The sequence below is a fragment of the Parapedobacter pyrenivorans genome (assembly GCF_014636865.1).
Taxonomy (GTDB): domain Bacteria; phylum Bacteroidota; class Bacteroidia; order Sphingobacteriales; family Sphingobacteriaceae; genus Parapedobacter; species Parapedobacter pyrenivorans.
Genome location: NZ_BMER01000002.1, coordinates 184,292 through 202,735, shown reverse-complemented (window position 1 = coordinate 202,735; position 18,444 = coordinate 184,292). Strand labels below are relative to the sequence as shown.

14 protein-coding genes are annotated in these 18,444 nt (G+C 53.2%); 13 read left to right on the top strand and 1 reads right to left on the bottom strand.

Going from position 1 to position 18,444, the window contains the following annotated elements; genetic code table 11:
* Window positions 1–9 precede the first annotated feature (9 nt).
* Genes IEV98_RS12680 through IEV98_RS12660 form a run of 5 tightly spaced genes read left to right on the top strand, consistent with a single transcriptional unit; the run spans window position 10 to window position 6,741 of the window.
* The gene (locus IEV98_RS12680; protein WP_188506377.1) at window positions 10–1,710 is read left to right on the top strand and encodes a glycerol-3-phosphate dehydrogenase/oxidase; all 1,701 of its coding nucleotides are present in this window, start codon (window positions 10–12) and stop codon (window positions 1,708–1,710) included.
* Window positions 1,711–1,745: 35 nt separating this feature from the next.
* A complete protein-coding gene (locus tag IEV98_RS12675; protein WP_229738729.1) occupies window positions 1,746–2,570 on the top strand; it encodes a class I fructose-bisphosphate aldolase in 825 nt (274 codons plus the stop codon).
* Entirely contained in the window at window positions 2,554–4,053 is a 1,500-nt protein-coding gene (locus tag IEV98_RS12670; protein ID WP_188506375.1) for a CoA-acylating methylmalonate-semialdehyde dehydrogenase, read from the top strand. The genes IEV98_RS12675 and IEV98_RS12670 overlap by 17 nt, the downstream gene beginning before the upstream one ends.
* Entirely contained in the window at window positions 4,053–5,231 is a 1,179-nt protein-coding gene (locus IEV98_RS12665) for an iron-containing alcohol dehydrogenase (RefSeq protein ID WP_188506374.1), read from the top strand. Before IEV98_RS12670 ends, IEV98_RS12665 begins: the two co-directional genes overlap by 1 nt.
* Window positions 5,232–5,247: 16 nt before the next feature.
* Window positions 5,248–6,741, top strand: coding sequence for an FGGY-family carbohydrate kinase (locus IEV98_RS12660; protein WP_188506373.1), 1,494 nt, complete (start codon window positions 5,248–5,250; stop codon window positions 6,739–6,741).
* A gap of 118 nt (window positions 6,742–6,859) precedes the next feature.
* On the opposite strand, the gene IEV98_RS12655 is transcribed toward IEV98_RS12660, so the two are convergent.
* Window positions 6,860–7,423: a hypothetical protein gene (locus IEV98_RS12655; RefSeq protein WP_188506372.1), complete on the bottom strand. Its 564-nt coding sequence runs from the start codon at window positions 7,421–7,423 to the stop codon at window positions 6,860–6,862.
* A gap of 369 nt (window positions 7,424–7,792) precedes the next feature.
* On the opposite strand from IEV98_RS12655, the gene vapB reads away from it, so the two are divergent.
* The 8 genes from vapB to IEV98_RS12615 form a co-directional block, all read left to right on the top strand.
* The gene (vapB, locus tag IEV98_RS12650; protein ID WP_188506371.1) at window positions 7,793–7,987 is read left to right on the top strand and encodes a type II toxin-antitoxin system VapB family antitoxin; all 195 of its coding nucleotides are present in this window, start codon (window positions 7,793–7,795) and stop codon (window positions 7,985–7,987) included.
* A gap of 632 nt (window positions 7,988–8,619) precedes the next feature.
* The gene (locus tag IEV98_RS12645; protein ID WP_188506370.1) at window positions 8,620–9,261 is read left to right on the top strand and encodes a DUF6266 family protein; all 642 of its coding nucleotides are present in this window, start codon (window positions 8,620–8,622) and stop codon (window positions 9,259–9,261) included.
* An 82-nt stretch (window positions 9,262–9,343) separates the two neighbouring features.
* Window positions 9,344–9,901: a DUF6266 family protein gene (locus tag IEV98_RS12640; protein ID WP_188506369.1), complete on the top strand. Its 558-nt coding sequence runs from the start codon at window positions 9,344–9,346 to the stop codon at window positions 9,899–9,901.
* 13 nt (window positions 9,902–9,914) lie between these two features.
* Complete coding sequence (locus IEV98_RS12635; protein ID WP_188506368.1) at window positions 9,915–10,391, top strand: DUF5675 family protein; 477 nt, start codon at window positions 9,915–9,917, stop codon at window positions 10,389–10,391.
* A 249-nt stretch (window positions 10,392–10,640) separates the two neighbouring features.
* A complete protein-coding gene (locus tag IEV98_RS12630; RefSeq protein ID WP_188506367.1) occupies window positions 10,641–10,862 on the top strand; it encodes a hypothetical protein in 222 nt (73 codons plus the stop codon).
* Entirely contained in the window at window positions 10,852–11,028 is a 177-nt protein-coding gene (locus tag IEV98_RS12625) for a hypothetical protein (protein WP_188506366.1), read from the top strand. The genes IEV98_RS12630 and IEV98_RS12625 overlap by 11 nt, the downstream gene beginning before the upstream one ends.
* 393 nt (window positions 11,029–11,421) lie before the next feature.
* Entirely contained in the window at window positions 11,422–12,615 is a 1,194-nt protein-coding gene (locus IEV98_RS12620; RefSeq protein WP_188506365.1) for a tail fiber domain-containing protein, read from the top strand.
* A gap of 21 nt (window positions 12,616–12,636) precedes the next feature.
* On the top strand, window positions 12,637–18,444 hold a 5,808-nt coding region (locus IEV98_RS12615; RefSeq protein ID WP_194444871.1), incomplete at its 3' end, for an MBG domain-containing protein.

The following is an 18,444-nucleotide window of genomic DNA, read 5'->3' as shown; positions in this document are numbered from 1 at the left end:
TGGATGGATATGACAAGGTCACGATCGGAAACCATTGCCCGTTTTCAAAGCCAGCCCGAAATACCGGTATTGATCCTTGGCGCGGGAATCAATGGAGCGGGGTTGCTGCGCGAGCTTGCGCTCCAGGGCATCGATGCGCTTTTGGTAGATAAGTCGGATATCGCTGCGGGCGCCAGTTCGGCACCTTCGCGAATGATCCATGGGGGGCTGCGCTACCTCGAAAACCGAGAGACACGCTTGGTACGGGAAAGTCTGAAAGAGCGAAATCTGCTGCTACGGAACGCGCCGCACTATGTGAAGCCGTTGGCCACGACAATACCCATTTTTCATCGGACATCGGGCATTTTTAATGCCATGAAGGTTTTTTTGGGCTTAAAAGGGAAGTCGGTAAACCGGGGGGCGCTGTTGGTCAAAATCGGATTAACGGCGTACGATTGGTATACGCGTCGCCACCGGATGATGCCGAAACATCGGCTGTGGTCCAAAGCCGAGTCGCTGCGGCATCGGCCAGCGCTTAACCCGGCTGTCGTGGCCACCGCAACGTATTACGATGCCTGGATATCGTATCCGGAACGCCTCTGCGTAGAGTTGGTCAATGACGCGTTGGAGATAAACCCGCAGTGCGCCTTTCTGAATTACTGCAGTCTTGCGCAGCTGACACCAAACGGTGGGGTTGTGCTGCAAGACCATCTTACGGGCGAAGCCTTTGAGGTGAAACCGGAAGTGGTGGTCAATGCAACGGGTGCGTGGATTGACCAAACCAACTTGGCAATGGAAGGCAAAACGTCGTTCGTCGGCGGTACGAAGGGCTCGCACCTGGTTATCAACAACCGGGAGCTTTATGAGGCCACACAGGGCCAGATGCTCTTTTATGAAAATGCGGAGGGACGGATTTGCATTCTTTTCCCGATACATGGCAACGTGTTGGTGGGATCTACCGATGTGCGTATAGACCACCCTGATAAGGTGGTCTGCGAACAGTGGGAGGTGGAATATATGCTGGAGTCTGTTAAACAGGTATTCCCTTCCATCGATATTAAGCCTTCGGAAATCGTATTCCGGTTTACCGGCGTGCGTCCACTGCCGCATTCGGGCGCCACAGTAACGGCGCAGATATCCCGCGATCATACCATCCAGACGTTACCACCCGCCGGTAAACGTCGGTTTCCGGTTTATTCACTGGTTGGGGGCAAATGGACGACCTTCCGTGCTTTTTCAGCTATTGCCGCTTCACAGATCGCGGCTTACTTAAACGTACCCGTGATTGCCGACAGCGAGCAAACGCCGATCGGCGGTGGTAAGGGTTTTCCAACGACCGATTTGGCTAAGGATGCATGGTTGGCGAAGATGAAGCGGTTACATCCTGCGCTTGCCGATCAACGCCTGGAAGAGCTTCTAGCACGCTACGGTACCACGGCCGAAGCAGTCTGTGATTTTTGCGGTGCGGACGAAGACAGGCCGCTGCGCGCTCTGCCCGACTATACGTGCCGTGAAATCGAGTTCCTGATTCGATTCGAATACGTGGTACACTTGGATGACCTCATCCTTCGCCGCACGGTGATGGCCTTTACTGGCGCCGTAAGCCGCCCGCTGTTGGAAGAACTGGCCACAATTTTTGCAAGCGTAAAGGGGATGCCAGGCATCGAGGCGCAAGAAATAACACGAACAATAACCATTTTACAGCAAAAACATCAAGTTAATAGTAACTAATTATGTATCAATCAACAAAGGTCCGATTAAATCGGATGTTTAACGAATCCGGCAAATGCTTGGATGTGGCCGTAGATCACGGTGTTTTCAATGAGTATGATTTTTTAGACGGACTGGAAAATATGGAATCGGTTGTCCGGAGTTTGGTCAACGCCGGTCCAGACGCCGTACAGACCAACTATGGGCAGAGCGATATCCTGCAACGCACACCCGGTAAATCAAAACCGGCATTGGTAATGCGGGCCGACTACGGAAATCCGTATAATGCCCAGACCCACAAGGTGATGTTTAGCGAGCTGCAGAACGAAGAGGAACCGATATTGGAGGCTTTACGCATGGATGCATCCTGCATCGTGGTCAATTTGCTGTTGGTGCCGGGCGAGCCCGCGCTTCACCGGGCAAGCCTGCGGAACATCGGCCGGCTCCGCGGGGTATGTGATCGCTATGGAATGCCGATGATGATCGAACCCCTGGTGATGAAGGGAAACGACAGCCGCGGCGGATACCAAGTGGATGGCAATAAAAAGCTGGTGGTTCCTTTGGTGAGGCAGGCACGGGAGCTGGGCGCGGATGTTATCAAGGCCGATCCGACCGACCATGTGGAAGATTATCACGAAGTGGTGGAAGCCGCCCGGTGCCCGGTGTTGGTGCGCGGCGGCGGCAAAGCGGATTTAAAGGATCTGTTTACAAAAAGTTACGGGTATTTACAACAAGGGGCCATGGGGCTGGTATACGGCAGGAATATTTACCAACATCCCAACCCGTCACAAATCGTGAAGGCATTTATGCAGATGATCCATAACGGGGCTACTCCGGAAGCGGCCTGGCAAATCTATTCGACCGATGGAAAAGGCAACTGATTTTATCGGCCGTTTTAATCATGTGCCATTGCTGATCGGCAATCAGTGGACAGGCAGCGGGGGTAACGACACCACACCGGTGTATAATCCATCCAAGGGACAGGTCATCGCGCATACGCCCTCCGGCATTGCAGAGGATGTGGACCGGGCCGTGAAAGCGGCCAAGGACGCGTTCCCATCGTGGGCAGCTGTTCCCGCTCCCAAGCGGGCCGATACCCTGTTTCACTACCGGGAGCTGCTTGCCCAGCATATGGAACACATTGCTTGGCTGATCACCCTGGAGAATGGAAAGACGATGGAGGAAGCACGGGGCGATATCCGGCGTGGATTTGAAGTGGTTGAGTTTGCTTGCGGCATTGCACACCTGACCAAAGGAGAGAACCTGGGTCAGCTTGCGGCCGAAATTGACGGATTGACGATGCGCGAGCCGTTGGGCGTGTGCGTAGGAATCAGCCCGTTTAATTTTCCGGCTATGGTGGCCATGTGGATGTTTCCGCTGGCGATTGCCTGTGGAAATACGTTTGTATTGAAACCAAGCGAGAAGGTACCGTTAACAGCCTTGTACCTAGCTGATTTATTGGTGAAAGCGGGTCTTCCTGCCGGCGTATTCAATGTCGTACACGGAGGGCGTGAGGTGGTGGAAGCATTATGCGTACATCCGGATGTCGCTGCCATCAGTTTCGTGGGCTCGTCTGAAATTGCCTTGCGGGTATATCAATTGGGTACCAGCCGCGGTAAGCGTGTACAGGCGGGTGGGGGTGCTAAAAATGTCCACATCGTGATGCCTGATGCCGATTTTGATTCGGCGGTCCGGGCAGTGGTTGGGGCAGCATTTGGATGTAGCGGTCAGCGGTGCATGGCTGGTTCGACGCTGATGATTCCGAACGGAACCGACGCTGCATTTCTGCAGCAATTGAAGGAGGCTGTTGATCAGCTACTCGTTGGCGATACAACTGGCCAACTGGACGTGCAAATGGGGCCGGTCATCGACGGGCAGGCAAGAGATCGGATATCCGACACGATTCAACATGCCGTTTCGCAGGGAGCCAAAGCGATGAGCGATGGACGCACCCATCAAGACACCGATGGTTTTTTCTTACTGCCTACGTTGTTGGATGAAGTAAGCCCGGATATGGAGGTGTTCCATCGGGAGGTCTTCGGTCCGGTATTGTCGATCGTACACACGAGTACGCTGGATGAATCCATTCGTTTAGCAAACAAATTGCCTTTTGGGAACGGCGCAACAATCTATACCAGCAACGGCGGAGCAGCACGGAAATTTGCGCGGGAAATGAAATGCGGGATGATCGGCGTGAACGTGGGTGTTCCGGCGCCGATGGCTATTTTCCCGTTTTCGGGCTGGAACCAGTCGTTTTACGGCGATCTACATCTTCAGGGAACCGAAGGAATACTGTTCTATACCCGCCAGAAGGTATTGCTTTCCCGATGGGATACGAACTACGAACGGATAAATGGATGGTAATGGAACAACCGATCGTAACGGCGTATGACTTTAACGCCCCCCGGCAAATCATTGTCGGCGGCGGGACATTCGGGAAGCTTCCCGAGCTGGTCATCGGGTTGAAGGGTACCTGTGTGTTGATCGTAACCGACGGATACCTTTTGGAGCAGGGGCTGGTCCGCGAGGCGATCAGCAGCCTTTCGGAAGCCGGCATCAAGAGTGTCGTTTTCCATCGCATTTCTCCCGACCCTACAATGGGCAGTGTGTTGGAAGGGCTGGCGCTGTTGCGGCAGCATTCCTGTGATGCGATCGTCGCATTGGGCGGGGGCAGCCCCATCGACGCGGCAAAGGCCATTTCGGTATTGGCAACCAACGATGGGCCATTGACCCGCTATGCCGGGTATCACCAGATTCCGAACGCCGGCATGCCACTGATCGCCGTGCCCACCACCGCCGGTACAGGGAGCGAGGCAACACGGGTGGCCGTAATCACCGATGAACTCCGGCAGGTTAAGATGATGCTCTTTGACAATGCCCTTTTGCCGGATATCGCGGTGGTAGACTACCGGTTATCGATGACGATGCCGCCCCAACTTACGGCGTATGTCGGTGTAGATACACTCACGCATGGATTGGAAGCCTATGTGTCAAAAAGACGGAATCCCTTTTCGGACCCGATTGCGCTATCTTGTATCGGACTTGTAGGCCAGCACCTACTTAGGGCCTATACATGTCCTACTGATGAGGCTGCACGTGAAGGCATGGCCATCGCAGCATGCCAGGGCGGATTGGCTTTCTCCAACAGCAGTGTCTGCCTCGTTCATGGCATGAGCCGTCCATTGGGTGCCGTGTATCATTTGGCCCACGGCCTGTCCAATGCAATCTTGCTGCCCACGGTCACCCGGTTTTCAGTAGCGGGTTGCGAGGCGCGCTACGCGACCGCGGCACGGACCATGGGCCTCATCGCGTCGGAATTGACCGATGTGGAGGCGGCCGATGCCTTGGTTTACGCGTTGGAAGCGATGAACCGGCAGCTAAACGTTCCGCGATTACGCGATTGCGTCGGCGTATCACGGGCCACGTTCGAGCAGTCGGTTAGTAAAATGGCGGCTGATGCCCTGGCATCCGGAAGTCCGCAAAACAATCCGGTAGTACCGACAACGACGGAAATTGAGCAATTGTATTTGAGCTGCTGGTAACCTAAAAAGTAAATGCATGGAATCGTATTTATTGGGGATAGATTGCGGTAACACCGTATGTAAGGCGACCCTCTTTTCCCTGACAGGGCGATCCGTTGGCACCGCTTCCGGCCGTGTGAAAGCCAGGCTGCCCAAACCGGGCTATTACGAATACGATCTCAATGAATTATGGATGGGTGTGTCTGGTGTGATCCGTGCAGCCATTCAAGCTGCGGGCGTTGCTTCATCCGCCATTTTGGCTGTGGGTGTTTGCGGCCATGGAAATGGTCTTTATGGCTTGGATGGCGATGGCAAACCGCTGGTGGGCATCCAGTCGCTGGACTTCAGGGCGGAGGGGATTTGCCAACGGTGGAATGACGACGGGGTGTCCGCAGCTGCGTTTTTATTTTCAAGGCAATATTGCTGGCCGGGCCAGACGAATTCGCTGTTAGCTTGGTTGCGCCGATATGATTTGCCGACCTATATGTGCCTCAGAACGGTGTTTTTCTGCAAAGATTACCTGAACTATTGTTTAACGGGAGTGGTTTCGACAGATTATTCAGACCTTTCGGTTACGAATCTAATGGCCATTGAAGATCGCAAGCTGAACACAGAATTGTTCGACCTGTTTGGACTATCCGGCATAGAAACGGCACTTCCTGAACCCCGGCAAAGCAAGACGGTGATCGGCAGGACTACCGCAGCGGCATCGCGCCAAACGGGATTACCCGAGGGAATACCCGTGGTTGCCGGAATGATTGATCTGGTTGCCAACATGGTAGGCTGCGGCTCAATCCAACCCGGTTCGGCAACGGTCATCTCCGGATCGTGGAGCGTTAACTGCTTGCTGTCTGACGCGCAAATTCAAGCCGAAGAATTGGCCATGGTTTCCCTGTTTGCAGACCCTACGTTGCAAATCGCCATGGAAGCCAGTCCGACTGCAATGACAAACCTGGAATGGTTTGTCAATCAATTTATGAACAGAGCGAAAAAGAAATGCAATCGCAAAGGCACATCCGTTTTTGCTTATTGCGATCAAAGACTGGCGGATCGGGGGCGAGTGGACTCGGACGTGTTGTTCCTGCCCTTTTTGCACGGTAATAACCTAAACGGGATTATCCGTTCGGGGTTTTACAACCTTTCCGGTTCGCATACGAAAGACGATATGTTACAGGCGGTGTATGAAGGGATTGCATTCAGCCACTTGGCTCATGTGCAACGGCTTCGTTCGACCGGTAAGGGAGTTCACAGTGCACGGTTTACCGGAGGTGGTGCGCGTAGCCCCGTTTTCTCCCAATTGCTTTCGAGCGTTTTGCAGACGCGGTTGGAGTGTGTACACGTTGCGGAAACGGGCTGTTTGGGGGCGGCAATAGCCGCTGCCGTCGGAATTGAATTGTACCCTGATTATCATGCGGCTTGCGGGCAGATGGTTGCTGCCGGCGAAGCGTATATTCCTGATGAGGCGATGGTGGTTTATTACCGGTCGAAATTCCATGCGTATACGGCTTTTGTCGAATCAATGATCAAATAAAGAGCTTGGATATGATGGTTCAGGGGCCGTCGTCGCTATCAGCCAGGCGGTCGTGGCCAAGGTACCAAGGGAGGCTTTTGCCTATGGGTTCTTAAAGGTAAATTGATGATTGAAAAAGTTACCGCGTTGCCTGCGGTAGCAACAAATTCGGTTTGCCCAGCGAGTCTACCGAGAGCTCAATGACGATATTGCCTTTTCTATCCATGATAAAAAGACCGGCAGTGCCGTTTTCATTCTGCAACGAAATACGATGTGCACCTTCGCCAAGCTTTTTGCCCTTGTCGTTGATTTGGATAGCCGCACGATGTGCACCGGTGCCGCTATCTTCCTGCACAAGCATGCCAATCGCGTCGGCGTTGGAGTAGTCAAATACGAACGCATTCAAAGAAGCGGAATCTCGTTTTGAAAATGCCATGCCACCCACCTCATTGCCATCTTCATTGAAGAAAACCATCCCGCTGGGCGATACGGCGCGCTTATGGGTTTTGCCATCGATGATGGGATCCGGGAAATGGTCGGCATTGGAAATGCTCAACAAAGGGCTGTTGTTTTTATCAACGATATCCAGTCGCTCCGTTGCCGTGGTCTTGTCAGGATAGACGTAAGTATATGCCAGAAAAGCAGTTAGCAGGACATTCCAGCCTAATAAAATATAAAGTAGTGGGTTGCTTTTTACCTTCATGTTTGAAACGATTGTGTGCAGTGTTTACCGAATAGTACAAGCCGCCAAAGGTAGTGAAAAGGTGGCCACTTTCTCCTGCCTTTCTTTTGAACTTCTCCCGCCATTCTCCTGCCGTAATGTAAGCTCCGGCTATGCGGTGGCCGTGCGGTGGCTATCAATTTCATAGCCACGGGTTAGCTGAGCCTTAGCTGGCGCATAGCAGATGGCGGGAAATAGGCAGGAGAAAGTAGGGAGTTAAGAGGATCATTCAGCAGAACCGGATTCGGATCGGTGTCGTTTTTGCCACCTCTTGGGGGCTCGGCTTGTATGGAAAAAGCCAATGACGTTAGTGCTATTTTTATTATCTTTGATTTGTATTAGTCAAAGACTATGGGACATGTTCAACTTGTTGAGAAAATAAAAAAAATACCTCCGGCCTATCAGCAGGAGGTAGAAGATTTTATTGATTTTATATTAAGTAAAAGGCAGTCAGTGGTCGCTAAAAGAGTTTCTCCGAGGAAGGCGGGACTGCTAAAGGGGAAGCTTAAGATGGCCGAGGATTTTGATGACCCGTTAATAATGTAATCATCTTACCTATTCAATTGTCGAATTTATCCCAATTTGAAAACCTTGAGCTCATTCATAGAGATCCGTTCGATCGGTTGATTGCCGCTACCGCAATCGACGGAGAAATGGAAATCATTTCTACTGATGCAAACATAGCCAAATACCCGTTAAGGGTGATTTGGTAGTTTTAGCCCATTGCAGATACGGCCTAGGATGGGGTCGCAGTTAGAAAAGCCCAGCGAAACTGTAACGCTCCCTGCAGTCACGGCACTAGGTTTCTTCTAGGCTTTCTAAGCTGCTTTGGAGGTGGAAGGGAAATTTCCACTCTCCCAATCAGTTTACGTCCGTTGCAGACACGGCCTAGGAGACGCCAGCGAAGCGCCGTGGATCCAGTCGTGGAGCAACAGACTAAAACTACATCCCCTTCACATCCCCGTCAATTTCCCGATAACACCCCGTCACATCCCCGTCAACCGTATTCAAGTGCTATTTTTTTGATTTGCAGTGCCCTATGTTTGCCTCCATGAAGCAACGCATACCGGTATTGTGGCATTGCAAATGGAGTAAACCGTGAGCACGTAAGCAACTGATCAGGCAGACGGGTGAACGATAAAAAATTAGTAAAAATTTAAAAGAAAGGATTTAGAAAAATGGGAGTAATCAGAAGAGGAGCCAACGGAGGCTTCAAAGGAAAAGCAGGTAGTGTGATCGGCAGCAGCTGGAAGAGCATCGACTACATCAAAGGGCTGTATAAGAAACGCACCAAGCCGGCTACGGAAGAACAGCTGATGCAGCAAGCCAAATTCACGCTGTTGATGCGCTTCCTCCTGCCGCTGAAGGTGTTTATCCGGGTTGGGTACGGCCAGCGCAAAACGGATACGCATACGCCGATGAACGTGGCGTTTCAGAGCAACCTCAGCCGCGCAATCACCGGCGACTATCCAGATTACATGCTGGATTACAGCCAGGTCCGTATTGCGGAAGGGTACAGCGGTGGCGGCGGCGAATCCGCCAGTGCAGCAGCGGGTGTACTGACGGTGACGTGGAATACCGTGGAGAACGGCATTTATGCGCAACAGCCGGACGACCGGATGTACATCGTGCTGTACCATCCGGGTATCGACCAGTTCCTCACCGCGCCCACGCCGCCCCAGCGTGCTGATGGAACGGTAGAAATTGTATTGCCTAATCATTTCCAGACGGACGAAGGCCATGTATGGCTCTTTACCGCCGACCGGAAAGGCCGCAACGTGTCGCGGAGTGTATACCTCGGGGAGGTAGCGTTGGTGTAACGTCGTAAACAGAGGAGCGATCCCGCCTACCGTGGTGGGCGGATTGCTCCTTTTAGTTGATGAACAGGTAAACGAGAAAATCATGAACGTAATATCCAATAGCAAAGGCAAGAAAAGCAACGAGGTAGACGGCCGACTGGCCATCCAACAGCGCTTTAAGGTGGCTAGCGAATTTTTGACGCCGGTACGCAAACTGATCCACCGGGGATTTGCCACCCGCATGAAAGGTAAAACACCGTTCGGCCGGGCGATGTCGTATGTGCTGCTCCGTGCGGTAGCCGGAAATTATCCCGACCAGTACGTCGATCCTGCAATGGTACGGCTCAGTGAAGGGGTGTTGCGCAACCCCATCCGCACCGCAGTGACACGCCAGGGGCGTACGATCACCGTTGAGGCAGTCTCGCTGGGAGGCAACCCCGTAGGGGTGAATGAAGCCTGGGACGATCAACTCATCCTCTGCGCATATCATCCCGAACTACGCGTGGCTGGCATCAATGACGAGAAACGACTGCGCGAGGATGGCAGTGTAACGCTTGAATTGCCGCCACTGCTGCAAGATAGGCCGGTGCATCTCTACCTGATGGCGCACGACCGCCACGAACGGAAATGGTCGAATAGCTGCTACCTGGGAGCGTTTTAATGGGGTGCTGGTGATGAGTGAGATAAAACTGATTCGCGTGGCTACGGGGAAGAACAGTACCCTCGGCCACTTGTATATCCGCGGTCTGTTTGGTTGCTACATCCTGGAAGATAAGGTTCGGGACTGCAAGGTTCCGGCGCGGACGGCCATCCCGGCGGGCGAATATACACTGGGTTTGAATACCACGGCGGGTATGAATGCGCGCTATGGCAATCGCCATACATCTATGCACCAAGGTATGGTGGAAGTGCGTGATATCCCAAACTTCAGCTTGGTATTCTTCCACATTGGTAACTACCACACCGATACAGCGGGTTGCCTGCTTACTGGGTCGTACTGGCAGCTGATCGATGGCGACTACCGTGTGCTGCACTCGGCCGCGGCATACAAACAGGTGTATCCGTTGCTGGTGGAGCAAGTAAGGGAAGGATACGATAGGTTGGTAGTTTTCGACTGCTGCTCGCCATCTGGATCTCCGTCGCTGCGCTAGGATCTCCTAGGCTGGCTCTGCAGCAGTCGAAAACAAGTTTTGGGAGGGAAGCGGCTGCTCGCCATCTGGATCTCCGTCGCTGCGCTAGGATCTCCTAGGCTGGCTCTGCAGCAGTCTTATTTCCCCAACCAAAGCAATTTAGCAAACCCAAAAGAAACCTAGCGGCGTGACCGAAGGGAGCGTTGCAGTTTCGTTGGGATTGCTAATTGCACCACGTACAAATTTTATCACATTACAAAAAACAAAAAAATGAAGAAAGACAAAAAAGCCGTTGAGCTTCCCGTAACGGAGAAGCCGACTGTATACGAACAAATCAAAGAAACGCTGGCCGTGGCCAGTCATTTTATCCTAGCCGCGCCATTGAAGCTGCCGCCCAAAGTGGTGATGGTTGCTCGCTATTTGGCACTAGCCCTGGGCGTGCTGGAAGCCGTGGAGAATGGTGCAAAGAAAGGAGGGGAGGATGCGGATTGATCACCGGTTGGGGATCGGTACGGGGGGCGGAACGTTGCTGAGCATCGTTGGCCAACTGGGGTTGCACGATGTGCTGAAAACGGCTGTGCTGGCTGCCTTCGGCGCGGTGGTGAGTTTCGCTGTAAGCTACTTATTGCAACGCCTGGGGCGGCGGCGCCAGCGATAAACTGCAACACGGATAAGTGTGTCCTTGTTGTGAAAATTCACGAGGTACTCCTTTGTTACGGCTGTACGGTTACGGCCGTAACATGGTTTAAATGATCTGCCCAATTTAAGTATCCCGGTTCACACGTGTAATCGTTACCCGCGAATTATTCAAGGAGCAGCTGCCCGGCGAGCAACCTTCAATTAAAACATCGGCAGGCTGCTTGAGTGTACGAAGAAAAAAGCTAATGAAAACTTCTTTTTTTACGTTGGGCATATTACTTTTGCCGTACCGGAAAAACATATGCTTCGGATTGAAGACAGAAACTAACATAAGTAACCATCTACCAGGTCTCTTTGCTTAACGCAATTATTGACGTTTACAACCTTACCGCGTAGATACTAAAACAACATCATGAAAAAAATTTTACTCTTTTTGGCGGCCAGCAGCTGCCTGTATGCGAATGCCCAGGTAGGTATCGGTATCGCTAATCCGCAAACGGGGTTTCATGTGGCCGACAGCGCTGTGGCATTTACCAAGGTTGACGACGTAGAATCCTCCACCAAAGCGCCGATCAGCGGCGAGGGTCGACGCATGATGTGGTATCCCGAAAAGGCGGCGTTCCGGACTGGATATGTGGGTAGTTTCGGCAGTACGTATTGGGATGCCGCCAACGTGGGCAACTACTCGTTTGCCGCGGGAAACAACACCCGCGCTTCGGGTGAAAATTCCGTTGCCCTGGGACTGACTACAACGGCATCAGGCAATGAGTCCGTAGCATTTGGAAATAATGGTACGGCCAGTGGCGACCGCGCCTTTGCATTTAATGGTACGGCTTCGGGCGTCGGGGCGGTAGCAATCGGATCGGGCGCGCAGGCGACGAACGATGACGCACTGGCGATGGGCCCGTCCTCGATAGCTGGCGGGTTGGCATCAATTGTGCTAGGCCCATCCATTGCCAATGGAAACTTTGGCGTAGCCATTGGCCTGCAGAATAGTGCCAGCGGGCAGTTCTCCACAGCTATTGGAAAAAATGCGCGCACGGCGAATCGCCAGGGATCCATGGTGCTGAGCTGTGGTGGCGCCGGATTTTCATCGGATAGTTCGTTTGCGACAGCAAATAATCAAATGACCATGCGGTTCGTCGGTGGATTCAAGCTCTTTACGACTTATCAAAAAATTGCATCCCCGATGGGTGTGGAACTTGCCGCTGGCGGCGGATCCTGGACTAGCGTGAGCGACCGCAATAAAAAGGAAAATTTTCAGGAAATCGATGTTGAATCGGTTTTGCAGAAAGTGGCGATGATTCCCGTTACACGGTGGAACTACAAAAGTCAGTCGGCCGAGCAGCAACACATCGGCCCGGTTGCCCAGGATTTCCATGCGGCGTTTCAGTTGGATGGTGTTAAGAACGACACGACCATCAACACGGTCGATATCGATGGTATCAACATGGCAGCCATTCAGGCACTGGAAAAAAGGACGGCTACACTCAAAGCGGAAAACGACCAGTTGAAAGCGCAATTGGCGACCGTGCTGGAGCGGATGACCGCACTGGAACAGCGAGTTGCAGAAGCGGCGAAAAATACGCAGATACCTGCCGAATAACCTAAACATACAAACATACGCATGAAACGTAGTTATCCCTTGGCGTGGCTCAACGTTAAGCTATTCGTCGCGTTGGGCTGGTGCATACTCGGGAGTATGCCGGCGAAAGCGCAATTTACGGTAATCAACAGCGAAGTGGTCATCAAACCGAACACGCTTTTTTCCGTACAGGGCCTCACATTTAACCCTGAGGCTGAAGTGACATTTACGGATAATGTGTTGCAGCGGAGTAACGATCCGGTAGACTATGCCAGCATCCCCTCGGTAAATCAGGTGTATACATTTGATGTACCAATTACTTATACAGGCACACTGCGCTTCCCGTATGCGGATGCCATGCTGAACGGCGAACCTGCCGCAAACTTAAAGCTGATTTATGCGCCCGAGGAAGATGGGCCATTTACCCTGATTCCTCAAACAGTGGTGAATGAAAGTGAGCGATTTGTAGAACACGATTTTGAAACGTCGACGACTATACAGCAGTTGAGTGCCTTGGCGAGCGATATCACGCTGCCTGCCATCACTTCGGCCACCTACAACGCGGCAGCCGGCACACTGGTGGTGACCGGTACGGAATTCGTGGCCTTCAGTGGGAGCAACAATGATATCGATGTCTCCAAGCTGACGGTAACGGGGGAGGGTGGTGCGACGTATGCATTGACCAGCGACCACGTTGAAATCACTGACGTGACGTCGTTTACGGTCGTATTGAACAGTACGGATCGTGAGGCCGTAACGCAACTGTTTAATAAAAATGGAACAAGCTCCACAGGGGGTACCACATATAACCTCGCGGCCGCCGAAGGCTGGTTGGCTGGGGCGGATCCGTCAACGAACGTGGCAGACCTAAACGGCAACGGGATTTCCGTGGGTAACGTAGCGGTACCCGCTATCATTGCCGCCAACTACGATGCGAGTATGGGAACACTGGTGGTAACCGGTACTGGATTTTTGTCGCTGGCAGGCGCCAACAACGATATCGTGGCCAGCAAGTTTACATTTACTGGCGAAGGCGGAGCTACGTATACGCTAACGGATACGCCAAATGAAGAAATCAGCAACGGTACGTCGTTTACGCTGGTGCTGAGCGCTACAGATATAGCCGGCGTGCTTGAACTGCTGAGTAAAAACGGTACGTCAGCGGATGACGGTACGACCTACAACTTAGCCGCGGCGGAAGACTGGGCTGCAGGCGCCGATGCGGCGGTGGTAACGGCTGATCTTACGGGGAATGGCATCACCGCAAGTAATGTGACGTTAGCAGCCACAGTAACGACCTCCGCAGCGTCTTCCATCGCTGCAACGAGTGCCACACTGGGCGGTAATGTAAGCGATGATGGCGGAACCACAGTGACCGAGCGTGGCATTGTTTGGAATTTAACCGGTGAGCCGACAGTGATTGATCGGAGAGTGCCGGCTGCTGCTGGCGGTACCGGCATCTTCAGCAATGCCGTTGGACTGCCGGCAGGTAGGCCGATTTTCGTAAGGGCATATGCCATCAACAGCCGCGGAACCACGTACGGCAATGAAATCGAATTCACGACACCGACAATGGCGCTTCCCGGCAACGCGTTATCGTTTAACGGGAATCAATCCGTACAGCTCAGCTCAGCAGCCACGTTGGCTACAGATTTTGGCGGTACCTCCTCGTTTACGATCGAAGCTTGGATAAAGCCGGACAACTTTACAGACAATCCGACCATATTCGGTCATAAGCCTGCGGGTACACCGAGTACGGGTTATGCCCTGTTTTTACTGGGTGATGGACGGGTGTACCTGGAGGGGACCGGCACCGGAAAAGGAACAGCGGCCAAGGTAGAAGCAGGGAAATGGAATCACATCGCCATGACTTTCGCATATAGCGGTAGCGGCAATGCCGGCGAAGCTACTTTTTACATCAATGGTGAAGAGGCCGGTGGCGGTGGCGCGGTTAGTATCGCGTCGAACAATGCCTCAACAACCCGAATCGGTGCGTTTAGCACGTTGAACCAACCGTTCCGGGGCGATATCGACGAGCTGAAGATTTGGAGTGCTATTCGGACGAAGGAGCAGATCGTTGCCGGCATGACCAGCGCGCCAGCGCCAGTATCTCCCGGCCTGGTGCTTTATTATAAGTTCGACCAGGGAATACCGGAAGGTGACAATGTGGGGTTGACCAGGAGCTATGATGCCTCAGCAAATGGTTTTGATGGGCAACTGAATCTCTTTGAGCTGACGGGCACGGAAGCCAATTGGGTAGCGAGCTATGCGATGTTAATACCCGTTGCGGCGGCAGCTTCCGAGGTCGGAACCAATCGATTTACAGCCAACTGGTCAGCACCGGCCAATGACGCTGTCGATAGTTACTTGCTGGATGTAGCAACAGACGACCAGTTTACCGCATTTGTGGAGGGATACGAGGGCAAAGATATGGATGCCAGCCTTTCAGAGACGGTGACTGGTTTGATACCTGGACTTACCTACTACTACCGCGTGCGGGCAATCAGCGACGGGCTGATCGGTGTGGCTTCTGCCACAATCGCCGTCAATACGTTGCCGATCTCAGCAGATGATGACAATATTTTGTACGTGGATAAACAGGTTTCGGGCGGGAACAATACGGGCGACAGTTGGGAAAACGCCATTCCCGAACTGGCCGACGCGCTGAAATGGGCGGAGGAAAATAGTATGAATTGGACGGCGACAGATCCGCTTCAGATTTGGGTAGCCAAAGGAACGTATAAACCGCTTTATGAAGTGGTGGCTAGCGGCGATGTGCGCGACAAGGGCTTTAAGCTAATCAATAACGTGCAACTTTATGGTGGGTTTGACCCGGACAATGCCATAGTGGGAATCGACGATGACCGGTTATTACCAAACCCGGCTTCGGGAGTTGATAAAGGCACAGTGCTGTCGGGCGACTTGGATAATAACGACCATACCGATGGCACCATTGTTGGCAGCAACGCGTATCATGTAGTACTAGCCCTTGGTGTTTCCGGCGGGGAACACTTGGATGAAAATACGGTGCTTGATGGTTTTACCATTACGGGCGGCAAAGCGGACGATGATTCCGAGCTTGATTTCGTTGACGAGGGCTACGCTATAGATCGCAATCAGGGCGGTGGAATGGTTTTCGGTTATGCTTATCCAACGGTGCGGAACGTAACGCTCAGGCACAACCAGGCCGACTACGGCGGCGGGGCAGCGGTGCAATGGGCGGATGGCCCGCCGTTGGTGTTGACTTCCGTGTCCTTGATGGACAATGAGGCAACAATTTTCGGTGGTGGAATCTATGCATTGGCGGGAGTCGTTCACTTGAGGAATGCACTTGTTGCAGGCAATCATGTAGGAGCTGTCGTAGGCGGATCCGGAATCCACATGGGAACGTGGGGCGATTTACACCTCACCAATGTGACATTGGCGGATAATACGGGTGGTGCCGTTGGAGTTTCGCGGGCAGGGGGTGGCTCAATCATACTGCGTAATAGCGTCATATGGAACAATGTTATTGACCAAGTTGACGAAGCATTGAGCGGATATAACCGGATTGGCGCGGGAGAAGCGATGTTTGTAAACGTAGCTACCAACGATTATGGCCTAGTAGCCGGCAGTACTGCGGTAAACGCCGGTGATCCAGCTACGGAACTGTCGGTATTCCCCGGAGGACCGGATGCGGCGGAGGATTTGGCACGTACAGCACGCGTACAGGGAAGTCGCATCGACATTGGCGCGTTTGAATCCGCCTATGAAGATGTAAATGAAGTGGATCAAGACGCACCGATTGCAATAACGGCCGCTTTTGGAACGGCGCTGGACCAAGTGACGATCCCGACAGCCTTTACTGTGGAGGTGACGCTGACTGACGGAAGCGTAGAACAGGTAGAGGTCGACTCCGATACCGATAATTGGGTGCTGGTCGACCCCGCTGGCGGCGGCTACGACGGCAACGTGGCGGGCACATATGAGTTTGAAGTGCCGCTGATTATGCCGGGAGCCACGGACAACCCTTGGTTTACCAACACGCAGGAATTAAAAGCGTCTGTAGCCCTCACGGTGGATAAAGACATGCCATCTTGGTCTGTGGCGTTGGGCGGGGAAACCGCAATAAACGGCAGCACGCTGAATCGGACCTACGGGGATGCCGAGCAACTTACCTTTGAGTTGGGCGATTGGGATGGGAATGCGCTGGATATTACGTTTGATATTACCGAAGGTGAAGAATTGGTGGATATCAGCGGGTTCCCGATGTTACAGGGTATTGGCGTAGGCACCGTGGAAGTGGAAGTGACATTGCCCGAAACCGACAATTATGAAAGCGATATGGCTACGTTTACCGTGATGATCGCCAAGAAAGCGATCGCCATCGTACCGGTAGCCGATCAGGCGAAAGTGTATGGTGCAGCCGATCCAACGGAGTATGGTTATGCGCTGGCGGCGGGAAGCGAACTGGTAGACGGGGACGGCTTTGCGGACATTATATCAAGTGCTTCCCGCGAGGCAGGCGAGGACGTCGGTACCTACGATATTAACATTACTTTTGAAGGCACCAAGGCAGACAACTACGATATCACGTTTGATACCAACAACAATGCCTTTGCGATTACGTCGAAGACACTGACCGTAACAGTGGATGCAGGCCAAAGTAAGGTGTACGGTTCGGCCGATCCGGAACTGACCTATTCGGCCACCGGCTTTGCACTGAGCGATGACGAGTCGATCTTGACGGGCACGTTGGAACGCGCCCCGGGCGAGGATGTAAATGCCTACGCAATCACGCAAGGCGATTTGAATGCGGGGGATAACTACACGATAGCGTATACTGCTGCGGACTTTGTGATTACCCCGGCGACGCTGGCAATCATTGCCGATGCGAGGCAGGGCAAGATGTACGGTTCGGCCAATCCTGCGCTGACCTTTGAGGCCACGGGCTTTGAACTAAGCGATGATGAATCGATCCTGACGGGCGCATTGGAGCGTGCCCTGGGTGAAGACGTGGGTTCGTATGCGATCACGCAGGGCACGATGGATGCAGGGGATAACTACACGATAGCCTACACGGGAGCAGACTTTGCTGTTACTCCGGCTACGCTGGCAATCATTGCCGATGCCGGGCAGGGCAAGATTTACGGCTCGGGCGATCCGGCGCTGACCTTTGAGGCCACGGGTTTTGCACTAAGCGATGACGAATCGATCCTGACGGGCGCATTGGAGCGTGCCCTGGGTGAAGACGTGGGTTCGTATGCGATTACGCAGGGCACGGTGGATGCAGGGGGTAACTATACGATAGCCTACACGGGAGCAGACTTTGCTGTTACTCCGGCTACGCTGGCAATCATTGCCGATGCCGGGCAGGGCAAGATTTACGGCTCGGGCGATCCGGCGCTGACCTTTGAGGCCACGGGCTTTGAACTAAGCGATGATGAATCGATCCTGACGGGCGCATTGGAGCGTGCCCCGGGTGAAGACGTGGGTTCGTATGCGATTACGCAGAGCACGGTGGATGCAGGGGCTAACTATACGATAGCCTACACGGGAGCAGACTTTGCTGTTACTCCGGCTACGCTGGCAATCATTGCCGATGCCGGGCAGGGCAAGATTTACGGCTCGGGCGATCCAGTGTTAACTTTTGAGGCCACGGGTTTTGCACTAAGCGATGATGAATCGATCCTGACGGGCGCATTGGAGCGTGCCCCGGGTGAAGACGTGGGTTCGTATGCGATTACGCAGGGCACATTGGATGCGGTGGATAATTATACAATAGTCTATACGGGAGCGGACTTTGCAATTACCCCGGCTACGTTGACGATCACGTCAAACCCCGAGCAAGGCAAGGTGTATGGTTCGGCT

What these genes read in the sequence shown, in the direction of transcription:
- IEV98_RS12680 (WP_188506377.1), top strand. Translation starts at nt 10, where the DNA reads ATGACAAGGTCACGATCGGAAACCATTGCCCGTTTTCAAAGCCAGCCC.
- IEV98_RS12675 (WP_229738729.1), top strand. Translation starts at nt 1,746, where the DNA reads ATGTTTAACGAATCCGGCAAATGCTTGGATGTGGCCGTAGATCACGGT.
- IEV98_RS12670 (WP_188506375.1), top strand. Translation starts at nt 2,554, where the DNA reads ATGGAAAAGGCAACTGATTTTATCGGCCGTTTTAATCATGTGCCATTG.
- IEV98_RS12665 (WP_188506374.1), top strand. Translation starts at nt 4,053, where the DNA reads ATGGAACAACCGATCGTAACGGCGTATGACTTTAACGCCCCCCGGCAA.
- IEV98_RS12660 (WP_188506373.1), top strand. Translation starts at nt 5,248, where the DNA reads ATGGAATCGTATTTATTGGGGATAGATTGCGGTAACACCGTATGTAAG.
- IEV98_RS12655 (WP_188506372.1), bottom strand. Translation starts at nt 7,423, where the DNA reads ATGAAGGTAAAAAGCAACCCACTACTTTATATTTTATTAGGCTGGAAT.
- vapB (WP_188506371.1), top strand. Translation starts at nt 7,793, where the DNA reads ATGGGACATGTTCAACTTGTTGAGAAAATAAAAAAAATACCTCCGGCC.
- IEV98_RS12645 (WP_188506370.1), top strand. Translation starts at nt 8,620, where the DNA reads ATGGGAGTAATCAGAAGAGGAGCCAACGGAGGCTTCAAAGGAAAAGCA.
- IEV98_RS12640 (WP_188506369.1), top strand. Translation starts at nt 9,344, where the DNA reads ATGAACGTAATATCCAATAGCAAAGGCAAGAAAAGCAACGAGGTAGAC.
- IEV98_RS12635 (WP_188506368.1), top strand. Translation starts at nt 9,915, where the DNA reads ATGAGTGAGATAAAACTGATTCGCGTGGCTACGGGGAAGAACAGTACC.
- IEV98_RS12630 (WP_188506367.1), top strand. Translation starts at nt 10,641, where the DNA reads ATGAAGAAAGACAAAAAAGCCGTTGAGCTTCCCGTAACGGAGAAGCCG.
- IEV98_RS12625 (WP_188506366.1), top strand. Translation starts at nt 10,852, where the DNA reads ATGCGGATTGATCACCGGTTGGGGATCGGTACGGGGGGCGGAACGTTG.
- IEV98_RS12620 (WP_188506365.1), top strand. Translation starts at nt 11,422, where the DNA reads ATGAAAAAAATTTTACTCTTTTTGGCGGCCAGCAGCTGCCTGTATGCG.